This is a genomic window from Pedobacter africanus (assembly GCF_040548825.1).
Taxonomy (GTDB): Bacteria; Bacteroidota; Bacteroidia; order Sphingobacteriales; family Sphingobacteriaceae; genus Pedobacter; species Pedobacter africanus_A.
The window spans coordinates 559969-579123 of record NZ_JBEPSL010000001.1 but is presented as its reverse complement, the minus strand read 5'-3'; the positions used below and the strand labels follow the sequence as shown (position 1 = coordinate 579123).

Here is a 19155-nt window from a genome sequence, read left to right as displayed (position 1 = left end):
GGCTATGATCTCCATAAAATCGGTTTCACATCAATATACCGGCGGACATTCCATCAGCTTTAAGGACTGGCAGATTGGTCATGGCGAGCAATGGCTGCTGCTTGGCGAATCCGGAAGCGGAAAAACTACCCTGTTGCACATTCTCACCGGAATACTGCAGCCAAAAGCGGGGAAAGTAATGATCAACGAAACTTCCATTTACAGTTTATCCTCCAAAGCACTGGATCAGTTCAGGGGACAGAACATTGGGATCATCTTTCAGCGTCCGCACCTGATCAAAAGTCTGAGCATTTCAGACAACCTGGTACTGGCGCAAAGTTTTGCAGGGCTGCCTACCGACTTAAACAGGGTAAATGAAGTACTGGGTTCCTTAAGCATAGCCGATAAAAAACACGCCTATCCCAACCAGCTTAGCCAAGGCCAATTACAACGTGTTTCCATTGCCAGGGCGGTAATCAATAAACCGGAACTGCTGATAGCAGATGAGCCGACTTCGAGCCTGGACGATAAAAACGCGATAGCGGTACTTGAACTGCTGCTGCAGCAATCGGGCATAAACCAGGCAACATTGGTTGTGGCTACGCATGACAAAAGAGTTAAAGATGCATTTTCAAATACCTACCAATTATCATGAGCCCTTTAAAAATAAGCTGGAAAAGTCTGTGGTCTAAACCCTTATCAGCCGCCCTTAACATGATGCTCATTGCTTTTGGGACTGGCATTTTAACCATTTTACTACTTGCTTCCAGACAAATCGGTGAAAAACTGGAGAACAATTCTAAAGACATAGACCTGGTGGTTGGCGCTAAAGGCAGCCCACTGCAGCTGATTCTCAGCAGTATATATCATATTGATTTCCCGACCGGCAACATCCCTTTAAAAGAGGCAATGGAGCTGGCCCATAGTCCTTTTGTGAAACGGGCTGTTCCACTTGCACTGGGCGATAACTACAACGGGCTGCGCATAGTGGGCACCGACAGCAACTTTGTAAGCCTTTATAAATTGAAGACCCGGCAGGGTAAATTCTGGAAAGCCGACTTTGAAACCACCATCGGCGCTGCCGTTGCAAAAAACGAAAAGCTGAAAATCGGCGATACTTTCTACGGTGCCCATGGCCTCAGCGGAAATACCGATGTGCACAAACATCACCAGTATACCGTTTCGGGAATCCTGGAACCTCAGGGAAATGTAACCGACAACCTTATCCTTACCAATGTGGCCAGTGTGTGGAAAATGCATGACGATCACGAAGATCATGAAGCACATGAGGGCCACGATCACGAGCACCACGACCACGAAGGACACGATCATGAGGGCCATGAGCACGAAGGACATGGGCATGCTGAAGCAGAGCAGTCACGCGAGCTCACTTCCCTGCTCATTCAATACCGCTCACCTATGTCGGTAGCCATGTTCCCGCGAATGGTGAACGAAACCACCAATATGCAGTCCGCGTCCCCTGCACAGGAAAGTACACGTCTGTTTTCCCTAATTGGTGTGGGCATGGATACTCTGCAATGGTTTGCAGTACTCATTATGCTCATTGCAGCCATTAGTGTATTTGTAAATCTCTACAATTCATTGAAAGAACGCAATTACGACCTGGCCGTTATGCGTACACTGGGCGCATCCCGCACAAAACTATTTATGATAGTCATCGCCGAAGGCATTATGCTTACTTTAGCGGGTACCCTGATCGGGATAGCGCTTGGACACCTGGTTTTAGAGTTCATTGGCAGCAATCAGGAAAGCGGTCAGGCACAGCTGAGTGGTTTTGTTTTACTTTATGATGAAATATACCTGTTTGCTGCAGGCCTTGCGATTGGTATATTTGCAGCTGTAATACCTGCGGTACAGGCCTACAGATCAAATATATCTAAGATACTGTCCAAAAACTAGCGGTTATTACGTTAAACACATACAATGATGATAAAAAAAATATTACTGGTGGCCCTGCTTTTTATCGGAATTTCGGTTAAGGCGCAGCACAATCCTAATGATCAGATCAATTCTGACAACTGGGACATAATTGGAGGTGTTGATTTCAAGATTGTTAAAGACACAGAGATGCAGGCCATTTTTACTTCCGATATAAAAAAACATGCTGGTAAACCTTTTGAGCTTGAGGGCTATATCGTACCTATTAAAGATGGCATGAAACAAAGTAAATTCATGCTTTCTACCCTGCCCATTAACCAGTGTTTTTACTGCGGAAAAAACGGGGTTCCAATTATGGTACTGGTTGAAATGACCGAGCCCATAAAATTCACCTATAAAACCGTGGTGATCAAAGGGACACTTAAATTAAACGGAGGCAATGCAATGGATAACCCGCCAATTTCACTGGTGGGTGCCAAAGCCATATAAACCCTAAGCTATGAATATTGATCCTGTAAACATATTAAAAGAGCACGATTTAAAGCATACCCGCCAAAGGGTGCGCGTGCTGGAAGAAATAGCTTTAGATAAAGCGGCTATCTCTCAACCGGAACTGGAGAAAAAACTTGGTAAGGAAATTGACCGGGTTACGCTTTACAGGATATTGAATACTTATGAAGATAAGGGAATCCTTCACCGGATCATGGATATGCACGGAACGGCAAACTATGCCATCTGTTCCGATGCCTGTTCAGAAGAGCATCACCATGATGAGCATGTGCATTTCAACTGCACACAGTGTTTTAAAATCTATTGCCTGGAAATACAGGTACCAAGAATAAAAATGCCCAAAGGCTTTACCGCAAAAACCGTAAGCTCTACAGCTTACGGCATTTGCGAAAAGTGTAATGCAAATTAGTGACCTGAGTGGCCATCTGCACCATGCGCATGGCCATGGCTCAACTCTTCCTGGGTAGCTTCACGCACCATCAGGATCTCACCGGCAAAAATCAGGTTTTTACCAGCCATAGGATGGTTTAAATCTACAGATACCACATCCTCATGGATAGCGGTAACACCAGCCCTGAAATGGTTACCCTGGTTATCCTGTAAAGGAATTACATCGCCAACAGCTGGCAAGTCAACATCCTTAAACATTTCTTTTGGCAAATCAGCGTATGCACCTGGATCGATCTCCCCATAGCCATCAGCCGCCGAAAGCTCAAAACTATAGTTATCGCCAACATTTAATCCAGCCAGATGCTCTTCAAATTTTGGCAACATCATTCCTGTACCATATAAAAAAACGAGTGCATTGTCTTTCTCTGCTTTTTCTACAAAAACTTGTTGTCCTTCTTCATTAGTCGTATGCAATTCGTACGTTAATGATACCACTGTATTGGGTTTAATACTCATTAGAATGTTATTTAATTATCAATTTTAATGCTTCCTCAGCGGTAGACACCGGCAACTGGCACACTTTATTTCGGCAAATATAGATTTTTGTTTCAATGCTTTGCTTATCTTTTAACAAAGGCAGTCCCGAATTTGTTCCTCCCAATGTAATTTTATTGGGAATGTAGTGTTTATCGATTTCAGTCTTAACTGTTTTAAAACCTTCACCAGTTATCGCAATCTCATTTATACCAAACACTTCATTCAGCAATTGTATAGCCCAGTTGGAATAGGCAGAGCCATAGGTTTTGATTCGTGGCAAAACAGCGGCCAGCATTGCTTCTGCCTTCAATAGGCACCTGTCATCGTCAAACACCACACCCAGCTTCTGCAGGTTTTGTGCCATGACCGAATTTGAGGCAGGGATCACATTGTCCATAATCTCATGCTTGCGGGCAATCAGCACCTCCCCGTTTCCGGGTGTGTAAAACAACATTGACCCGTCCGTATCTTCAAAATTAAGCAATACATAATCGCTTAAGCGCCTGGCCTCCTGCAGCCATTGTTCATCCAGATCGTAAGCGTACAAGGCCATCAATGCCTCTATAAAAAAAGCATAATCATCTAAAAAACCGGCAATACTGGCTTTTCCGTTCTTATAATTCCGGTACAGCCCCCCATCTGTTGTCCTTAGATTTTCCAGTATAAATACAGCGGCCTTTTTAGCCGTGGCGTAATAATGTGGATTGGCAAATACAATGGCACAATCGGCCAGACCTCTAATGGCCATCGCATTCCATGCCGTAAGGCATTTGTCGTCCAGCCCGGGTCGTACCCTTTTGCTCCGCGCTTCCAACAGCCTGGCTTTCGCATTTTTTATCTTTTGCAGCAGGTCAATGATGCTAAGGCCTTTTACTTCAGCACATTCCTCTTCTGTAAATTTCCTTAACAAGATATTGGTCTGCTCCTCTTCCCAGTTTCCCTCTTCCGTTAGCCCAAAATAATCGGCCAGTAAATCAGCATCTTCCAGGCCAAGTACTGCCTCAAACTCTGTTTTGTCCCACACATAAAATTTTCCTTCTACGCCCTCACTGTCCGCATCCAGTGCCGAAAAGAATAAGCCTTCGGCGGAGGTCATTTCCCTTTCCAGCCAGGCAATCGTCTCTTCTGCAATTTCTTTAAAGAGTGCGGATTTTGAATACTGAAAAGCTTCTGCATACAAACTGATCAGCTGTCCGTTGTCGTACAGCATCTTTTCAAAATGCGGTACATGCCAGTTACCATCTACCGAATAACGGGCAAAACCACCACCTACATGATCGTAAATACCGCCCATGGCCATCTTTTCCAGGGTCAGCAAAGCCGATACATGGGTAGCATCATCTGCCATCAGGTGACTGTAGCGCAGCATAAACTGCCAGTTATTGGGTAAAGGAAACTTGGGCGCACGGTTATAACCACCTTCACTCATGTCAAAATAGCGTTTCCAGGGCTCAATGATATCCGTCAGATGCTGTCGGGTATAGGCTTCAACTTTAATATCAGGGATAATCTTTTCTGCATTCTTTATCCCATCTGTAAGCCTGTCGGCATAAGCCCTGGCCTTATCCGGTTCGTTTGCCCAAAGTCCGGCAACACTCTGCAGCACATTAATCCAGTCGTCTTTCCTGAAATAAGTTCCTCCATAAATAGGGCGCTGATCGGGCAAACAAATGCAGTTCAAAGGCCAGCCCCCACTTCCGGTCATCAGTTGAATGGCCAGCATATAGATCTGATCGATATCTGGTCTTTCCTCTCTATCCACCTTTATACAAACAAAATGCCTGTTCATTACCTCGGCCACCTCATGGTTTTCAAAACTTTCACGTTCCATCACATGACACCAGTGACAGGCCGAGTAGCCTATGCTAACCAGGACCAGCTTGTTTTCCTTACGTGCTTTTTGCAGGGCCTCTTCCCCCCACTCGTACCAGTTCACCGGATTATAGGCATGCTGTAGCAGGTAGGGCGACGAGGCTTTGATTAAGCTGTTAGGTTCTGAATTCATACAATAAAGGTAAAATTTATATTGTATTTTTACGGTAAAGCTATTGTGCCATGAAAATTACCCATACCGAGATTTACCGTTTTAGCATACCTATGGAGCCTTTTGTAATTGCTACAGGAACCATGCATTTTGCACAGAATGTACTGATCAGGATATACACTGATGCTGGCATTTACGGCGTAGGCGAATGCTCTGCTTTTCCGATGATTGTTGGCGAAACCCAGGAAACCTGTCTGGCCATGGCAAAGGATTTTGCAAAGATCCTGATTGGTAAAGACCCTCTGGATATTCCCGAAAGGATGAAAGACCTGCTGGGCTATGCAGCGCACAACGGTACCATAAAAAGTGCATTTGATATGGCTTTGTTTGATATTGCTGCAAAAAAGGCCCATTTACCGCTGTACCGGTTTTTAGGTGGAAAAAAACGGGTAATCGAAACCGACATGACCATCGGTATCGATACCCCTGAAAACATGGCAACTTCGGCGGTTAAATACCAGCAGCAGGGTTGCAGGATCATTAAAATTAAACTGGGAAAAAAAATAAATGATGATATTGAGAGGGTAAAACAGATCAGGAAAGCAGTTGGCGAGGATATGGTTCTCAGACTGGATGCCAACCAGGGATGGAGTTTCGACGATGCCCTGTTTGCATTAGGCGAGCTTGCCGTTTTAAACATCGAATTTTGCGAACAGCCCATGCGCACCTGGTTTGACGATCAACTGCCAGAACTGCACCTCAACTCGCCCATAAAAATCATGGCAGATGAAAGCTGTTACAACCATCATGATGCCCGTAAGCTCATCAACAGCCAGTCATGCGAATACCTGAACATCAAATTCGCGAAATCCGGCGGTATTCTGGAAGCACAGAAAATTCATGAGGTTGCCATACAAGCCGGGGTCAAATGTATGATAGGCAGTATGCTCGAAAGCCGTATCGCCTTGAGTGCCAATCTACATTTTGCGCTGGCAAGTCCCAATGTCGTCTTCTTCGATCTGGACACCTGCCTGCTCGGCCATCTGGTTGACCCTGTTATAGGTGGCCTGAGCTATGATGGCTATCTGCTTGATGTTCCGGACACTCCCGGCATAGGTGCCGATGCAGATCCGCATTTCTTACTCAACTGCGATAAATGGATAGTATGATGAACTGGTGGCTGATTGCTGAAGTCACCTATGTACTGGTTTTAATCCTGGTTTGTCTGCGCATCGTTTACGATACCCGCAGCACCACTAAAACCCTTGCCTATCTTTTGTTTGCTATTTTTGTGCCTATTCTGGGAATGATCTTTTATTTTTCTTTCGGTATCAATTACCGGCATAGAAAAATGTACAGTAAAAAGCTTTATGAAAACGACGACCTTGCCACAAAATTTCAACAAAACATACAGAATTACTCTGAGCAAACCTTTAAAGACAACCACGCCGCTGTAATCGGTAATAAAGAACTGGCCTTTATGGTACTAAAGGATTCTATGAGTCCATTAACCGCAAATAATGCCGTCAAGCTACTGGTGAACGGCGAAAATAAATTCCCGGAAGTACTGGAAGCCATTAAAAATGCAAAACACCACATTCATATTGAGTATTATATATATGAGGATGATCGGATAGGTGCAGCCATCGAAAATGCACTCATCAAAAAAGCAAAAGAAGGTGTTACCGTACGTTTCATTTATGATGACTTCGGCAGCCGTGATATCCGCAAAAAACTTGTACCGCGACTCAAAGGCGGAGGTGTTTTGGCTTTTCCATTTCTAAAAGTACATTTCATGCTCCTGGCCAACAGGCTGAATTACCGAAACCATAGGAAAATTATTGTGATAGATGGCAATACTGCTTTTGTAGGCGGTATCAATGTAAGCGACAGATACATCAATAACAACGGAAATACCCTATACTGGCGCGATACCCATTTACGGATAGACGGGCCGGGAACCCAATACCTGCAATACCTTTTCCTGTGCGACTGGAATTTCTGCGCCGGCGAAGAACTGCAGCCCGACCGCTGCTTTTTTCCAACCCTGCTATCTGAGCAGCAGGAAAAAGAAAATAAGATTGTACAGATTGCCGCCAGCGGGCCCGATTCTGAATCGCCAACCATTTTATTTTCCATCCTTCAGGCCATAAACCTGGCAACAGAAGAAATCCTGATCACCAGTCCGTACTTTATTCCGGGCGAAAGCCTGCTCGATGCGCTCACCATCGCTTCGTTAAGTGGAATTAAAGTAAAACTACTGGTTCCAGGCAAGTCGGATTCCCTACTGGTAAACGCCGCCGCCAGGTCTTACTATAACGACCTGCTCCGTTCCGGAGTAGAAATTTACCAGTACCAGCGGGGCTTTGTCCATGCAAAAACCATGGTAACCGACAGTAAGGTCGCTATTGTTGGTACCGCAAACATGGATTTCAGGAGCTTCGACCTCAATTTTGAAGTAAATGCCATTGTATACGATAACGAAATTGCCACTGAGCTGCGCACGGTATTTTACGAGGACCTGAAAGATGCCAGGCCAATTAACCCTGGGCAATGGGCTGATCGCCCGTTATATAAGCACCTGCTGGAAAAGGCAGCACGGCTTTTATCCCCTTTATTATAAACCAAAGGTATTTTATCTTTTAATGGTAATGGTTCGGCCCGTAACCAGATGAAAAGTATAGATCTTATAAAGTCCATCATCCGTTATTTCCACGCTTTCTACCAGTCCGGTTTTACTAAAAGTATCTGTAACCAGATCACCTTTTTTCACGTCTTGTAGCACTTCTGATGGTGTTTCACTATTCAGTCTGATCATTTTGTATTCTTTAAGACTACTTATAATAACAAAAGCCTGCAAAACAATGTTTTGCAGGCTTTTAAAAGTTTCGATGTGCCCGAAGAGAGACTCGAACTCTCAAGGATTGTGCTCCAACGGCTTCTGAGACCGCAACGTTTACCAATTTCGCCATCCGGGCATTGATGTACTAAAGAAAAATCCTTACTTGGTGCAAATATAGCACTATTGCTGATTTTTACGAACATCTATGGAGATTTTTTTCTTTTTATTTGATCAGCAAACGATCAAATGCAAGGCTATCTCCGTTAAATGCATTAAAATCAACCACATGGTTAATTCCCGAAATTTTAGCTTTATCAGAATGTTGCCAGAAATGCCATTTTGTATCTGCACCGACCTTCAGTTTCGGCTGGTGATAATGGGCTATCCACAAAGGGTATTCCTCAAAATTCCCTTTCAGGTAGTCTTTATAAAAGGAAAGTCCGGTGTAAATAATGGGCTTTACTTTGGTCTTACGCTCTATGTGCTTCACAAAATCATTCAGCTGTTTGCGCATTTCTGATGCAGAGACACCATTCAGTTCTTCAACATCTACGACTGGTGGCAAATCTCCTGCCTCAAAATTTACAGTCTGCAGAAAAAACTTGGCCTGCCATAAACCCGGCTTATGTGCCCTGAAGAAATGATAGGCTCCACAAATTACCCCTGCCTTGGGCGCCTCCCGCCAGTTGCGCTGAAAATAAGGATCTACCATAAACAAGCCCTCAGTAGCCTTAATGAAGGCAAAATCTACCTTTACGTCGTCCTCTTTCATGTCTTTTACTTTTTTCCAGTCAATTTTACCCTGGTAGTAAGAAACATCAATGCCATGAATATTATAGCCCTTCGGGATGCGGATATCAAAACTGCTGTAGGTACGGTAATTGGGATCCTCACCAATATCGCGGATCCATCGCCAGGTTGAACTGAAGCCCTTAATGACATAAGCATAATAAAACGGCGAAAACAAAACCAGAAGCAGTATAACAATCATAAACTTCCATTCTGTAGATAAGCCTTTCTTTTTCTTGCGGACAGGCTTTCTGGCAATAGTTTTTTTTTGCGGCCGGCCGCTTTCATCCATCACGTAAGTCTGACGGGTGCTGGGTGATTTTCGGGAAACAGGTGTTTTTCTAGGTGCTGGAGGCATGATGCTGCAAAAATACAATAAACTCTCAATGCTCCATACAGGTATGCGCCCAAAATAAAAACACCAATGTTCCTGATCAACATCCGGATTCTTCTTCAGAATCCGCGGAGAGCAGGAATATTGATGTTTTTATAAATCAGGCACCATGCAAATAAGCACTCTGCCAATATACTATTTGCTTAGCTCAGCAAAATACTTATGGAACAAAGGCAAAGTCTCTATTCCTTTATAATAGTTATAGATATCGTATTTTTCATTTGGTGAATGTAAAGCATCGCTATCCAAACCAAAGCCAAAAAGTACAGATTTAATACCCAAAGCACTTTCAAACAACGCTACAATAGGAATACTGCCGCCACCACGTGTAGGGATCGGCTCCTTACCAAATGAGTCTACAATGGCTTTTTCAGCAGCACGGTAAGCCACACTGTCTGTAGGGGTAACTACCGGCTCACCACCATGATGCGCAGTTACTTTAACCTTTACATAATCAGGCGCAATGCTCTCAAAGTGTTTGGTAAACAACGCAGAAATCTCATCAGAGCTTTGGTTAGGTACCAAACGCATAGAAATTTTGGCATTGGCTTTAGATGGAAGTACCGTTTTGGCGCCTTCACCAATATAACCGCTCCAGATTCCGTTAACCTCTAATGTAGGCCTTGTTCCGGTACGCTCTAAGGTCGAGTAACCTTTCTCTCCCCACTCCGCTTTGATATGCAGGTCTTCTTTATATTCATTCAGGTCAAATGGTGCCGAATTTAAAGCCTTTTTCTCTGCCGCTGTCAATTCCACAACTTTGTCGTAAAAACCAGGCACAGTAATGTGATTGTTCTCATCATGCAATGAAGCAATCATTTTACACAGAATGGTTGCAGGATTGGCTACAGCACCACCGTACACACCAGAATGGAGGTCGCGGTTAGGCCCCACCACTTCCACTTCCATATAGGCCAGGCCACGCAGGCCAGTCTCAATAGAAGGGTTTTCCATACTGATCATCGAGGTATCAGAGATCAGCACCACGTCTGCTTTCAGTCGTTCTACATTTGCATGTACAAAAGTACCCAGGTTTGCAGAACCTACCTCCTCCTCGCCCTCAATCATGAACTTCACATTACAGGCCAGCGTACCAGTCTGCATCATCAGCTCAAAAGCTTTTACGTGCATATAAAACTGTCCTTTATCGTCGCAGGCGCCACGTGCATAGATCTTGCCATCACGCACGGTTGGTTCAAAGGGAGGTGTCTCCCAGAGTTCCAGAGGATCTGCAGGCTGTACATCATAATGTCCGTATATCAAAACAGTAGGCAGCTTCTCATCGATAAGCTTCTCGCCATAAACAATCGGATATCCGGCAGTCTCACAAATTTCAACTTTGTCAGCACCGGCATCTTTCAGTTTCTGCGCTACAAAATCAGCAGTTTTAAGTACATCGCCTTTATATTTCGGATCGGCACTTACAGATGGGAAACGTAACAATTCAAACAGCTCATCTAAAAAGCGCTGCCTGTTGTCTTCAACATATTTTTTGATCTCTTGCATAACAAATTAGTTTGTACAAAGATACAAGGTAAAAGATAAACCAAGGTAACTATGGCTGCTTAAAATATTTTGTAACTTGGACCATGTTATGACGTCAAACCTATTAAATGCTGGATTTTACAAACGATACCCTGGACATTGGCGATTTGCCAAAATACGAAGAAACACCCTTAAATGCGGTCAGTAAAAAATACTGGAAAGTAGTGATTTTAAACCTGATGTTTTTCCTGCTGCTCCTGGCAACCGGCCTGCTCGCAGTCCTGTATTTTTCTGCAGCATTCAGACCTTATATATATGTAATGGCTTTCGGGTACATTGCTTTGGCAATTGTTTTGTACCTGCTTTATAAAACAGATATCGGCAGACGGGGCTATGCCATCAGGGAAAAAGACATGCTGTACAGAAGTGGTATCATTGCCATTTCTACCACTATCATTCCCTTTTCAAGGATCCAGCATATTGCGCTGGATGAGGGCATGTTTTCCAGGATGTATGGTTTGGGCCAGTTGAGGATTTTTACCGCCGGTGGCAGTTCCGGAAGCCTGCATATTCCCGGAATTGAAATTGAACAGGCGCGGCAGATCAGGGAAATCCTGATGAAACAGATCAATACGGCCGACAATGGATAACCAAACAGTAGTGCAGCAGGACTTTTCTATTCCGCGCAAACAGTCTGCTGCAGGTATTGTGGTCATGTTTGTGAATACTCTGCAAAAAGTAGTAAGGGCCATAGCGCTACCTATCTTATTCGTTGCCATCAAAGGCAGGGATTCAAGTCACATGCCTGTCTTTATGACCGCAGTTATTGCCGGATCGGTATTGCTGATCGCGCTCCTGGCCGTCTTTGCCTATATCAGATACCAGAAGTTCAGTTTTTTTCTGGACGAAGAAAAACAGGAGTTTGTAATCAATGAAGGTGTCTTCAACAAAAGCACACTCAGCATACAACTCAGTAAAATTCAGCAGGTCAACATCAATCAATCGCTCCTCCAGCAAATGATAGGTGTTTACAGCCTAGAAATAGATACTGCAGGTAGCGAAAAAAAGGAAGCCAGCATTAAAGCGATAGACCACCTTACAGCAGTAGAACTAAAGCAAAGATTGCTAAGCAAAACCTCGGTTCATGAAACCCCGGTCACAGGTAACGAAGCAGAGGAACAGCATATTATGCCCTTTTTAAACCTGAGTATCCCGACACTATTAAAAGTTGGCATCACGACCAACTACGGCGCAAGTTTTTTATTGCTGGGTGGTTTTATTATAGGTTTAATTCAGTTCTTCAAAGATTACAACTCGGCCTTTGAAATTGAAAGCAACCAGGTAGAGCAGCTGCTTCACCGTGGGGTTACGTTTTTTTCTGTATGTATTTTAATCTTGTCCGGACTGGCACTCGTGCTGGTTACCAATATCGTCAGGACTATGCTCAGGTATTTCAATTTTCAAATCATCAGACAAAACAATGCATTGGCCATCAGTTCAGGCCTGTTTACCAGGAAAAACGTCTTGCTTAAGCCAAATAAAGTCCAGCTGAGTGCCTGGAGCCAGAATTATTTTCAGCAGAAGTTTGACCTGATAAACATAAAGATCAAACAGGCCAGCTATAATACCACAGATAAAGAAGAATATAAAAAAACAGATATAGAAATTCCAGGCTGCGATGTTACCGAACTTAACGAGATCATGAAAATGATCTATCAACAGGTTCCGTCGACCGGAATAGCATTAATCCCCAATTACAGGTTTATATTTCTGCAGGTGATGCTCAAGATCGTTCTCCCTGTAGTCATCTTTGCGGGCATTGGTTTGAGCTTACATCCGCCAGTCCGACAATACCTTATACTTGCCCTGCCTTATGCTATAATTGTGGGAATCATGCTTTATTTTGAGTTCAAACGACATCGCCTGTACGTAAACAACGATTTCATTATCAAAAGAAGCGGAATATGGGATGTGGAACATGAAATTATTGAACCCCACAAAATTCAGGCAATCACAGCAAAACAATATTTCTGGCACAAAAAGGCTGATGCTGGTCACCTTATGCTGCATACAGCTGCCGGTGTAATTCATTTTAAATATGGCAATTACACTAAAATTAACCGCATGATAAATTATTGGACCTACAAAATAGAAAGCAGCAAAAAAAGCTGGAGCTAGATCTGCTCCTGCTTTCTGTATTTTACCAACATATGTGGTTAAGCAAGCAGAATTTCTTAAATTTGTACCTAAAATAAGAGTATACCTTTTCAATAGCATCATTTAACAGCAGGAACGGATTTTGGATTATTTAGCAGGTTTAAACCCCCAACAACGCGCAGCAGTAGAAAACACACAAGGCCCGGCAATGATTGTCGCCGGTGCAGGCTCTGGAAAAACAAGGGTGATCACTTACCGGGTGGCACACCTGATTGAAAAAGGGGTAGATGCGTTTAACATACTGGTACTTACCTTTACCAATAAGGCCTCCAAAGATATGCGCGAGCGGATCATGAAAGTGGTGGGCAGCGAGGCTAAAAACATATGGATGGGCACCTTCCACTCTGTATTTGCCAAAATACTACGTGTAGAAGCAGAAAAAATTGGTTACCCTTCCAATTTCACCATTTATGATACGGACGACAGCAAAAGCCTGATCCGCACCATACTTCGAGAAATGCAGCTGGATGACAAACTGTACAATGCAAATTTTGTGTACAACAGGATCTCATCAGCCAAAAACAACCTGGTTTCCCATACAGAATACATGCAAAACCCGGAAATACAGGCAGAGGATGTGAGCAATAAACGTCCTTTAATAGGAGTAATTTATGAAACCTATACCAAGCGCTGTTTTAAGGCCGGGGCAATGGATTTTGATGATTTACTCTTCAAAACCAACGTTTTGCTCAAAACACACCCCGACGTACTGAACAAATACCAGCAGAAATTCAAATACCTGATGGTAGACGAGTACCAGGATACCAACTTTTCGCAATATACCATCGTTAAAAAACTGGCTGCAGCCTACCAGAACATCTGTGTGGTGGGCGATGATGCCCAGAGTATCTATGCTTTCAGGGGTGCAAACATCCAGAACATTCTGAACTTTGAACGCGATTACCCCGACCTGCAGGTTTATAAACTGGAACAGAACTACCGGTCTACCCAGAATATTGTTGAAGTCGCCAACAGCATCATTGCCAACAATAAAAACCAGCTTGAAAAAAACGTGTTCTCTGACAACGAAGCGGGCGACAGGATTAAGGTACAGCGTGCATTTACCGACAACGAGGAAGGAAAAATGGTGGCTGAAGCTATTGTACAGGAACGCAGCACGAAAGGTTATACATACCATGATTTTGCCATACTGTACCGTACCAACGCCCAGTCGAGGGCCATGGAGGAAGCCTTAAGAAAATTAAACATACCTTATAAGATATACGGCGGACTTTCCTTCTACCAGCGTAAAGAGGTAAAAGACCTGATCGCTTATTTCAGGCTAACCTTTAATCCGGCTGATGAAGAAGCGATCAAAAGGGTAATCAACTACCCACGCAGGGGCCTTGGTGATACCACCGTAGAAAAAATTATGGTTGCAGCCGATCAGCACAACATCACCATGTGGCAGGTCATCTGTAACGCACAACAATATATACCGGGCAGAACTGCTAATCAGTTGAATGATTTTGCCGTTATGATTCAGAGCTTCGCAGTAGAAGCAAAGAAACTGGATGCCTACGAAACCGCTTTATACATTGCCCAACACTCAGGAATACTAAAGGAACTGCATGCCGATCAGTCGGAAGAAGGCCGCGGACGCCATGAAAATATACAGGAATTGTTAAACGGTATTAAGGAGTTTGGTGAACGCGAGGACATCGAAGACCGGAGCCTGGCTGTTTTTATGCAAGACATTGCCTTGCTGACCAATGATGATAAGGCGGACGATAAAAATGCAGATACTGTTTCATTAATGACCATCCACTCTTCCAAGGGGCTGGAGTTTAAGAACGTCTTTGTAGTCGGACTGGAAGAAAACCTCTTTCCTTCACAAATGTCGCTCAACTCGCGCTCAGACCTGGAAGAAGAACGCAGGTTGTTCTATGTCGCCGTAACCCGAGCCGAGAAAAAACTGACTCTTACCTATTCCACTTCGCGTTATCGCTGGGGAACACTGACCAATTGCGAACCCAGCCGCTTTATCGACGAGATCAATGCCCGTTTCCTGGAAATTGAGGTTGTAAAACCTTCCAAAAGCAGCCTGGGCGATAACAGTTTTGATAACGAAAGACGCAGCTGGACGCAGCAACGAGATAGCTTTAGCAAACCAAAACCAGCTTCGGGAGGTACAGGAACAGTAAGTGCGCCTGCACAGCGACCTAAAACTACCGCCATGCTGCCTAAGGCACACGTACCCACACCAGGCTTCACCCCCGATGCGGCCAATGCCTTTCAGAATGGTATGGATGTAGAGCATGAAAAATTCGGTTTCGGAAAAATAATCAGCCTGGAAGGTACTTTACCGGATGTAAAAGCTACCGTTTTTTTTCAGGGCCTGGGCAATAAGCAGTTGCTCTTGAAATTTGCAAAGTTGCGAATTGTGAAATAACCCTTATATTTACAGAACTTACACAGACCGCTAGTGGTCTGAAAACAAATAAAAAACTGATTACATATATTAAAACCGGCTTTTTACTGTTATTCCTTTAATGACTGTGCCGGCGTGAATGTGTCTGATAGGATAGACAGGCATATATTAATCTTAAAAACGAAAAAATATAAATGAATTTCGAATACAATACCACAAGAAGCGAGTTGATATTAGCCGAATATGGCCGCAATGTACAAAATATGGTGAAGTACATTATCGAGCTCCCGGATCTTGAAGAGCGTAATAAATACGCCCAGGCGGTAATCGACCTGATGGGCTTTTTAAATCCACATTTACGTGATGTGGCAGATTTTAAGCATAAACTGTGGGACCATTTACACATCATTTCAGGTTATAAAATAGATGTAGACAGCCCCTATCCAAAGCCTACCCCCGAAGCTGCACTGGTTAAACCACAGCATATTGGTTACCCCCAGCAAAAAATCACCTATAAACATTATGGTAAAACCGTTGAAATGATGATTGAACGGGCTAAGGAAGTAGAAGAACCTGAACGCAGGGCCGCCCTGGTACAAGGCATAGCCAATTTCATGAAAATGGCCTATGTTACCTGGAATAAAGACAGTGTTGCCGATGAAACCATATTAAAGAATCTTCGCGAATTATCAGGCGGACAACTGCAACTGGATGAAAACATCAACTTAAATAAGGTTGAATTTAAGCCTGCGACCCCGGCAAGACCATCCAACAACAATAACCGCAATAGGAACAACGGCAAAAACAGACAAAATAACAATCGTCAGCAGCGCAACAACAACACCAAACAACGGCACTAATTTTACCTTTTACCATACATCTTACGAATAAACATGAACGCATTTGAAATAATTGGCGGAAAGAAATTAAAAGGTGAAATTCAGCCTCAGGGAGCAAAGAATGAAGCTTTACAGATTATTTCTGCCGTTTTATTGACTGACCAGAAGATTACCATCAGCAATATCCCGGATATAAAAGATGTAAACAAACTGATTGAATTGCTTGGAGATATGGGCGTAACCATTGAACGCCTGAATAAAGACACCTACACTTTCGAAGCCAAAGACATTAACCTTGATTTCTTTCAGTCGGATGTTTTTAAAACCAAAGGCGGTGGCTTAAGAGGTTCCATCATGATCGTAGGGCCGCTATTGGGCCGCTTCGGAAAAGCCGCAATCCCTAAACCAGGAGGCGATAAAATTGGTCGTAGAAGGCTCGACACACACTTCATAGGCTTTGAAAAACTGGGTGCAAAATTTGTTTATGATACTAAAAAGGAGTTCTTTAACGTAGATGCAACCAATTTAAAAGGAGCTTATATCCTGCTGGATGAAGCCTCTGTTACCGGAACTGCCAATATTGTGATGGCAGCTGTACTGGCTAAAGGTACCACCACCATTTATAATGCCGCCTGCGAGCCTTACCTGCAGCAGCTTTGTAAAATGCTGAACCGCATGGGTGCAAAAATCTCGGGTGTAGGTTCCAACCTGCTAACCATTGAAGGCGTTAAAAAATTAGGTGGCACAGAACACAGGATGCTCCCTGATATGATAGAAATTGGTTCTTTCATTGGCCTTGCTGCTATGACCGAATCTGAAATCACCATCAAAAACGTATGTTATTCAGAGCTGGGTGTAATACCTGATGTATTTAAAAAACTGGGTATCAAATTTGAATTAAAAGGGGACGATATTTATATCCCTTCTCAAAAACACTATGTAATTGAGTCATTTATCGACGGTTCTATGCTAACCATCGCCGACTCTCCATGGCCTGGCTTTACCCCGGACTTGCTGAGTATCGTATTGGTAGTAGCTACACAGGCCCGCGGAAATGTGCTGATCCACCAGAAAATGTTCGAAAGCAGGTTATTCTTTGTGGATAAACTGATCGATATGGGCGCGCAGATCATCCTTTGCGATCCGCACAGGGCCTCAGTAAATGGTATTGACAAAAAGTACAAGCTAAGAGGCATCAGTATGACCTCTCCTGACATCCGTGCCGGGGTTTCCCTGCTGATTGCAGCCTTGTCTGCAGAGGGTAAATCAACCATTTTCAATATCGAGCAGATTGAGCGCGGCTACCAGGACATCGACACACGACTGCGCGCACTAGGTGCCCAGATCAAACGTGTAGAAGCATCAGCGCCAACGCATTAAGCATAAAAAAGCCCCTTAAGGGGCTTTTTTATGCAATTCCATTTCCTTAACCTGAAATAGCATTAATGATATCATACTGGGTAATGATCTCAATTTTCCCTTCCTCATCCTCCACCAATACCGCACTGTTTTCTTTATTGATCAACGAAGAAATCCGGTCTATGGAAGTATTCATGTCCACAAAAGGAAAACCAGCCGTCATGATCTGTTCTACCGGGGCCGATTTCAGCGACGGGTTTTCCAGTAATGCCTTCAGGATATCGCCCTCTGCCAGTTTACCCACAACCATACCTTTCTGGGTAACAGGGATCTGAGAAATATTGAGTGTATTCATATTATTGATGGCTTCAATAATGGTCTTTTCACAATCTATAGTAATGATCTCTGTATTTTCTTTTTTCTGCAGGATAGAACGGGCGGTAAGCTTTTCATCCTTAAGGAATCCACGTTCGCGCAACCAGTCTTCATTGTACATTTTTCCCATATACCGACTGCCGTGGTCATGAAAAATCACCACTACAACATCTTCAGGTTTCAGTTTATCCTTCAGCTGCAGCAAGCCTGCGATAGCAGATCCTGCAGAATTTCCTACAAATATCCCCTCTTTACGGGCAATATCCCTGGTCATCAGGGCCGCATCCTTATCCGTTACCTTTTCAAACAGGTCTATAATATCAAAATCAACATTCTTTGGCAAAAAGTCTTCACCTATCCCTTCAGTGATGTAAGGATAGATCTCATTTTTATCCAGTATCCCTGTTTCTTTATATTTTTTAAACACTGAGCCATAGGTATCTATCCCCCAGACCTTTATATCCGGATTTTTCTCTTTCAGGTATTTCCCCGTACCGGAAATAGTCCCCCCCGTACCCACACCTACTACCAAATGGGTTATTTTACCTTCTGTCTGTTCCCAGATCTCCGGACCGGTCTGCTCGTAATGGGCCTGACTGTTAGATAAATTATCGTATTGGTTAGGTTTCCATGAGTTCGGCACCTCTCGTTCCAGGCGTGATGACACCGAGTAATAAGAACGCGGATCTTCCGGCTCCACATTGGTTGGGCACACAATCACCTCGGCCCCGAAAGCACGCAGCGCATCTACCTTTTCTTTGGATTGTTTGTCCGTAGTAGTAAAAATACACTTATAACCTTTTATAATGGCGGCCATAGCCAGGCCCATACCGGTATTACCAGAGGTACCTTCAATAATGGTCCCCCCGGGTTTCAGCTTTCCACTCCGCTCCGCATCTTCAATCATCTTCACCGCCATGCGGTCTTTAATTGAATTTCCCGGATTGGTTGTTTCAATCTTGGCCAGCACAATAGCCGGGATATCCTTTGTAATGTTATTCAATTTTACCAGCGGCGTATTGCCGATCGTTTCCAAAATGTTGTTGTACCACATGCTACAAAAATACGGATTGAAGATTGGAATTTTATTTACAAAGTAAAATTCAGACTATAATATCAAAATATTTAAAAATACAAAATAATATTTTAATCTAGTATTCTAATAGACTTAATAACAAATGAAAA

General features: G+C 43.6%; 17 protein-coding genes and 1 tRNA gene. 11 read left to right on the top strand and 7 right to left on the bottom strand.

Annotation, left to right across the window (positions count from 1 at the left end; translation table 11 throughout):
• The first annotated feature begins 4 nt into the window (after window positions 1-4).
• Genes ABIE26_RS02260 through ABIE26_RS02245 form a run of 4 tightly spaced genes read left to right on the top strand, consistent with a single transcriptional unit; the run spans window position 5 to window position 2797 of the window.
• The gene (locus ABIE26_RS02260; protein ID WP_310140501.1) at window positions 5-634 is read left to right on the top strand and encodes an ABC transporter ATP-binding protein; all 630 of its coding nucleotides are present in this window, start codon (window positions 5-7) and stop codon (window positions 632-634) included.
• Complete coding sequence (locus ABIE26_RS02255) at window positions 631-1899, top strand: ABC transporter permease (protein ID WP_310140505.1); 1269 nt, start codon at window positions 631-633, stop codon at window positions 1897-1899. Before ABIE26_RS02260 ends, ABIE26_RS02255 begins: the two co-directional genes overlap by 4 nt.
• A gap of 24 nt (window positions 1900-1923) precedes the next feature.
• On the top strand, window positions 1924-2367 hold the full coding sequence (locus ABIE26_RS02250) for a hypothetical protein (protein WP_310140508.1): 444 nt from the start codon (window positions 1924-1926) through the stop codon (window positions 2365-2367).
• Window positions 2368-2377: 10 nt separating this feature from the next.
• On the top strand, window positions 2378-2797 hold the full coding sequence (locus ABIE26_RS02245; RefSeq protein WP_310140510.1) for a Fur family transcriptional regulator: 420 nt from the start codon (window positions 2378-2380) through the stop codon (window positions 2795-2797).
• On the opposite strand, the gene ABIE26_RS02240 is transcribed toward ABIE26_RS02245, so the two are convergent.
• Window positions 2794-3294, bottom strand: coding sequence for an FKBP-type peptidyl-prolyl cis-trans isomerase (locus tag ABIE26_RS02240; RefSeq protein WP_084241078.1), 501 nt, complete (start codon window positions 3292-3294; stop codon window positions 2794-2796). The genes ABIE26_RS02245 and ABIE26_RS02240 overlap by 4 nt on opposite strands.
• A 7-nt stretch (window positions 3295-3301) precedes the next feature.
• Window positions 3302-5320, bottom strand: a complete 2019-nt coding sequence (locus ABIE26_RS02235; protein WP_310140512.1) for a thioredoxin domain-containing protein — start codon at window positions 5318-5320, stop codon at window positions 3302-3304.
• 50 nt (window positions 5321-5370) lie between these two features.
• Between ABIE26_RS02235 and ABIE26_RS02230 the strand changes: the two genes are divergently transcribed.
• Together ABIE26_RS02230 and cls are read left to right on the top strand one after the other, a co-directional pair.
• Window positions 5371-6468, top strand: a complete 1098-nt coding sequence (locus ABIE26_RS02230) for a mandelate racemase/muconate lactonizing enzyme family protein (RefSeq protein ID WP_310140514.1) — start codon at window positions 5371-5373, stop codon at window positions 6466-6468.
• Window positions 6465-7922 (top strand): cardiolipin synthase, encoded by a 1458-nt coding sequence (cls, locus tag ABIE26_RS02225; RefSeq protein WP_310140517.1) that lies wholly within the window; start codon window positions 6465-6467, stop codon window positions 7920-7922. Before ABIE26_RS02230 ends, cls begins: the two co-directional genes overlap by 4 nt.
• A gap of 12 nt (window positions 7923-7934) precedes the next feature.
• Here the strand turns inward: cls and ABIE26_RS02220 are convergent, their stop codons facing one another.
• From ABIE26_RS02220 to ABIE26_RS02205, 4 genes are all read right to left on the bottom strand, one after another.
• Complete coding sequence (locus ABIE26_RS02220) at window positions 7935-8117, bottom strand: hypothetical protein (protein ID WP_310140519.1); 183 nt, start codon at window positions 8115-8117, stop codon at window positions 7935-7937.
• A 76-nt stretch (window positions 8118-8193) separates the two neighbouring features.
• Window positions 8194-8277: transfer RNA gene (locus ABIE26_RS02215), tRNA-Leu, on the bottom strand.
• A gap of 87 nt (window positions 8278-8364) precedes the next feature.
• Window positions 8365-9288, bottom strand: a complete 924-nt coding sequence (locus ABIE26_RS02210; protein WP_310140521.1) for a glycoside hydrolase family 25 protein — start codon at window positions 9286-9288, stop codon at window positions 8365-8367.
• 171 nt (window positions 9289-9459) lie between these two features.
• Window positions 9460-10830, bottom strand: a complete 1371-nt coding sequence (locus ABIE26_RS02205; RefSeq protein WP_310140523.1) for a dipeptidase — start codon at window positions 10828-10830, stop codon at window positions 9460-9462.
• 107 nt (window positions 10831-10937) lie between these two features.
• Between ABIE26_RS02205 and ABIE26_RS02200 the strand changes: the two genes are divergently transcribed.
• The 5 genes from ABIE26_RS02200 to murA all read left to right on the top strand — a co-directional run bounded on the left by ABIE26_RS02200 (window position 10938) and on the right by murA (window position 17616).
• Complete coding sequence (locus ABIE26_RS02200; RefSeq protein ID WP_310140524.1) at window positions 10938-11459, top strand: PH domain-containing protein; 522 nt, start codon at window positions 10938-10940, stop codon at window positions 11457-11459.
• Window positions 11452-12987 carry a PH domain-containing protein gene (locus ABIE26_RS02195; protein WP_310140526.1) on the top strand — a complete coding sequence of 512 codons (1536 nt, stop codon included), beginning with the start codon at window positions 11452-11454 and terminating at the stop codon, window positions 12985-12987. The genes ABIE26_RS02200 and ABIE26_RS02195 overlap by 8 nt, the downstream gene beginning before the upstream one ends.
• Before the next feature lie 121 nt (window positions 12988-13108).
• Window positions 13109-15418: an ATP-dependent helicase gene (locus tag ABIE26_RS02190; RefSeq protein WP_310140528.1), complete on the top strand. Its 2310-nt coding sequence runs from the start codon at window positions 13109-13111 to the stop codon at window positions 15416-15418.
• A 173-nt stretch (window positions 15419-15591) separates the two neighbouring features.
• Complete coding sequence (locus ABIE26_RS02185) at window positions 15592-16257, top strand: DUF4290 domain-containing protein (RefSeq protein WP_310140531.1); 666 nt, start codon at window positions 15592-15594, stop codon at window positions 16255-16257.
• A 33-nt stretch (window positions 16258-16290) separates the two neighbouring features.
• Window positions 16291-17616 carry a UDP-N-acetylglucosamine 1-carboxyvinyltransferase gene (murA, locus tag ABIE26_RS02180; RefSeq protein ID WP_310140533.1) on the top strand — a complete coding sequence of 442 codons (1326 nt, stop codon included), beginning with the start codon at window positions 16291-16293 and terminating at the stop codon, window positions 17614-17616.
• Window positions 17617-17662: 46 nt separating this feature from the next.
• Here murA and ABIE26_RS02175 read toward each other — a convergent pair whose 3' ends face one another.
• Window positions 17663-19024, bottom strand: coding sequence for a pyridoxal-phosphate dependent enzyme (locus ABIE26_RS02175; protein WP_310140536.1), 1362 nt, complete (start codon window positions 19022-19024; stop codon window positions 17663-17665).
• Between the last annotated feature and the right edge of the window lie 131 nt (window positions 19025-19155).

Bases quoted from the DNA above. Each gene is read 5' to 3' on its own strand.
- ABIE26_RS02230 (WP_310140514.1), top strand. From the start codon at position 5,371: ATGAAAATTACCCATACCGAGATTTACCGTTTTAGCATACCTATGGAG.
- ABIE26_RS02240 (WP_084241078.1), bottom strand. From the start codon at position 3,294: ATGAGTATTAAACCCAATACAGTGGTATCATTAACGTACGAATTGCAT.
- ABIE26_RS02210 (WP_310140521.1), bottom strand. From the start codon at position 9,288: ATGCCTCCAGCACCTAGAAAAACACCTGTTTCCCGAAAATCACCCAGC.
- ABIE26_RS02245 (WP_310140510.1), top strand. From the start codon at position 2,378: ATGAATATTGATCCTGTAAACATATTAAAAGAGCACGATTTAAAGCAT.
- ABIE26_RS02200 (WP_310140524.1), top strand. From the start codon at position 10,938: ATGCTGGATTTTACAAACGATACCCTGGACATTGGCGATTTGCCAAAA.
- ABIE26_RS02255 (WP_310140505.1), top strand. From the start codon at position 631: ATGAGCCCTTTAAAAATAAGCTGGAAAAGTCTGTGGTCTAAACCCTTA.
- ABIE26_RS02195 (WP_310140526.1), top strand. From the start codon at position 11,452: ATGGATAACCAAACAGTAGTGCAGCAGGACTTTTCTATTCCGCGCAAA.
- ABIE26_RS02260 (WP_310140501.1), top strand. From the start codon at position 5: ATGATCTCCATAAAATCGGTTTCACATCAATATACCGGCGGACATTCC.
- cls (WP_310140517.1), top strand. From the start codon at position 6,465: ATGATGAACTGGTGGCTGATTGCTGAAGTCACCTATGTACTGGTTTTA.
- ABIE26_RS02220 (WP_310140519.1), bottom strand. From the start codon at position 8,117: ATGATCAGACTGAATAGTGAAACACCATCAGAAGTGCTACAAGACGTG.
- ABIE26_RS02205 (WP_310140523.1), bottom strand. From the start codon at position 10,830: ATGCAAGAGATCAAAAAATATGTTGAAGACAACAGGCAGCGCTTTTTA.
- ABIE26_RS02175 (WP_310140536.1), bottom strand. From the start codon at position 19,024: ATGTGGTACAACAACATTTTGGAAACGATCGGCAATACGCCGCTGGTA.
- ABIE26_RS02185 (WP_310140531.1), top strand. From the start codon at position 15,592: ATGAATTTCGAATACAATACCACAAGAAGCGAGTTGATATTAGCCGAA.
- ABIE26_RS02250 (WP_310140508.1), top strand. From the start codon at position 1,924: ATGATGATAAAAAAAATATTACTGGTGGCCCTGCTTTTTATCGGAATT.
- ABIE26_RS02235 (WP_310140512.1), bottom strand. From the start codon at position 5,320: ATGAATTCAGAACCTAACAGCTTAATCAAAGCCTCGTCGCCCTACCTG.
- murA (WP_310140533.1), top strand. From the start codon at position 16,291: ATGAACGCATTTGAAATAATTGGCGGAAAGAAATTAAAAGGTGAAATT.